Raw genomic sequence first — 1,566 nt, 5'->3', positions numbered from 1 at the left:
CACTAGTCTTGCAAACAACTTCCTTATAGTATCATTTATGGGTTATTTTTCATTTACAAGCCTAAAAAAATCTCCTATTGTAGAGGGATAGACTTGTTACCCAAAAACTCTACAAAAGGAGAATAAACCATGGGTAACAGTATACCAGAAAAAACGGTTTGTGAACATATTCTTTCTTCCATTCAAAGCATTGATTTTCGCGATCCCTTTCACGATCATGGGGCGAAAAAGCTGCTGACCGGTCAAGCTCTCGGCCTTCTTATCGAAGCTCAGCTGCGCCGGCACGAATCGCTCTCGGATATTGAAGAAAATCTTCGGGCGAGGCCCGAACTCCGACGGACGTTGAACCTTGAAACGGTGCACGGATCCACGATCTATCGAAAGATAGAAGCTTTACCGGTTTCCACGCTGCAGGAACTGGCTATGCAGTGTTTACAAAAGCTTGATCATCAGTACAGCGGTACACCTTCTTTTCCGAACCTGGGAAAGCTCCATGTGGTAGATGGAAGTGAAATCAGTCTTCCTGCCAAAGCAGGGGAATGGGCGTACTGCAGCAAAGAGAAAAACGCGGTGAAAATCCATCTCCGCTATGTGGTCCTCAATGAGGAAACAGGCTATCCGGATGATCTGGTGTTATCCACAGCCGCGGTTTCTGATAAAGAAGGAGCCGCTGATTTGATTGTGGATAAAGAAACAACCTATGTACTGGATCGAGGATACATCCACTACCACCGCTATCATCAATGGGATCAACAGAACATTGCTTTCGTGGCGCGGATCAAGAAAAACATGAAATGCCCGGTCGTCCGGTATAACCACCCTTCCGATGACCCCGACGCGCCGTTGGATGCCGAGGTGGAAATAACGGACCCCGAAACGGGAGAGCCTTTCCGGCTGCGCCTGGTGGCATTTCAGGACGAGCAGCACCGGGAGTATCGTGTTCTTACGAACCGATGGGATCTCACGACCTGGGAAGTAACCGAAGTCTACCGGCACCGGTGGAAGATTGAGTTATTTTTCAAGTGGCTGAAACAGCACCTCCATCTCGTTCAATTCTACAACCATAAGCCCGAAGCCGTGTGCCTTCAAATTTATACCGCCATCATAGCTTACAGTCTTATGGAATGGATGAAGACGCAGGTCGAAACGAAAGCCACCACGTGGGATGTTCTCAAGAAAATCCGCCACTACTGGTTTCTGACCTGGCGCCAACTGATAGAGGAATTCCAACGGAAACCAAAGCGTTCGTCCAAAGGACGACGGAAAAAAGGGAAACCGGGACGACCCCGGAAACACCCAAAGAAGCAGCATCCTCAAAAAAAGATTCTAACATAACAACACAATATTAGAAAAAAACGGTAACAGGTCTAGGCGTTTTGGGACGCTGCTGCCTTTTTTCATTTTCCACCCCAAACCTCATGTAAAAAAACGGCATAAATGTACTTCTAACCCTTCTATGTTGAAATCCACCTATCCCCTTTCTACGAACTAAAGAAAACTCAACACGAGAATAAAGTATTATTTCTCATTATAGTTATTATATGTTAGCTATTTGCAAGACTAGTG

General features: G+C 46.2%; 1 protein-coding gene. It reads left to right on the top strand.

The features are described from left to right. The first annotated feature begins 129 nt into the window (after positions 1 to 129). A complete protein-coding gene (locus BM124_RS18390; RefSeq protein ID WP_093339989.1) occupies positions 130 to 1,335 on the top strand; it encodes an IS4 family transposase in 1,206 nt (401 codons plus the stop codon). Positions 1,336 to 1,566 lie beyond the last annotated feature (231 nt).

The sequence above is a fragment of the Salibacterium halotolerans genome (genome assembly GCF_900115625.1).
Lineage (GTDB): Bacteria > Bacillota > Bacilli > Bacillales > Marinococcaceae > Salibacterium > Salibacterium halotolerans.
The sequence above is the reverse complement of the archived record's forward strand: the minus strand, read 5'-3'. Positions and strand labels throughout refer to the sequence as shown.